Source organism: Alcanivorax sp. HI0083 (assembly GCF_001635175.1).
Genome location: NZ_LWFX01000373.1, coordinates 1 through 745, shown reverse-complemented (window position 1 = coordinate 745; position 745 = coordinate 1). Strand labels below are relative to the sequence as shown.

Sequence of the window (745 nt, the reverse complement as noted above, 5' to 3'; positions counted from 1 at the left end):
CATTTGCTGCGCCAGACGCTTCTCTGCGCGGGCCTTCTGCTCCTCCGATTGCCAGCGCCCATGGGCATCAAATTCGTCACCGGCATTGATGATGCTCACCACATTGCGCACTGTCACTGCATGCAACTCGGCATAGACCAGCCGTAACAGCTCTACCGCTCGCAACCAACCGGACACCCCGCCATAACTGATAAACGCCACCGGCTTTGCTTTCCAGGCCGCACTGGAGATATCAATGACCTGCTTGAGGATGGCTGGAAAACTGTGGTTGTACTCCGGCGTAACCACTAAAAAGGCATCGGTCTTTGTCAGCCTGTGATGCAACTGCCGCACACTGGCGGATGCTGCATTCGGAAAATCCGCCGGCACAGCAAAATCACGGGGATCAATCACCTGCAGCGCAAAATCGGGCAGATCCCGAATCTGCTCTGCAGCCCAATTGACCAGAGTGTCACACAAACGCCCTTCACGGGTACTGCCGTACACCAGAGCCAGAGTCAGCGGATCGCGCGTGGCCATATTACCTCCTGAACAGTTGACGACAATGAAGGCTCAGCGTAAAACCTCAATCAATATTGAGGTCAATATTGAAAGAGACAGGGAGCAGCTATGACCCTCATCAACGCAAACGATATCGGTAAAGCCCTGACCGTGGGGGAAGTGGCAGACCGGAGCGGGGTTGCGGTATCCGCCCTGCACTTTTATGAAACCAAGGGGTTGATCCAGAGCTGGCGCAGCAGTGGCA

At 55.3% G+C, this 745-nt stretch carries 2 protein-coding genes; one reads left to right on the top strand and one right to left on the bottom strand.

Features of this window, described 5'->3' with window-relative positions; genetic code table 11:
• Window positions 1–519, bottom strand: a 519-nt coding sequence (locus tag A3754_RS03870) for an NADPH-dependent FMN reductase (protein WP_063518883.1), incomplete at its 3' end; no start/stop codon positions are given.
• Between the two features lie 90 nt (window positions 520–609).
• Here A3754_RS03870 and A3754_RS03865 point away from each other — a divergent pair.
• Window positions 610–745: MerR family DNA-binding transcriptional regulator (locus A3754_RS03865; RefSeq protein ID WP_156496760.1), on the top strand; the 136-nt coding region annotated here is incomplete at its 3' end.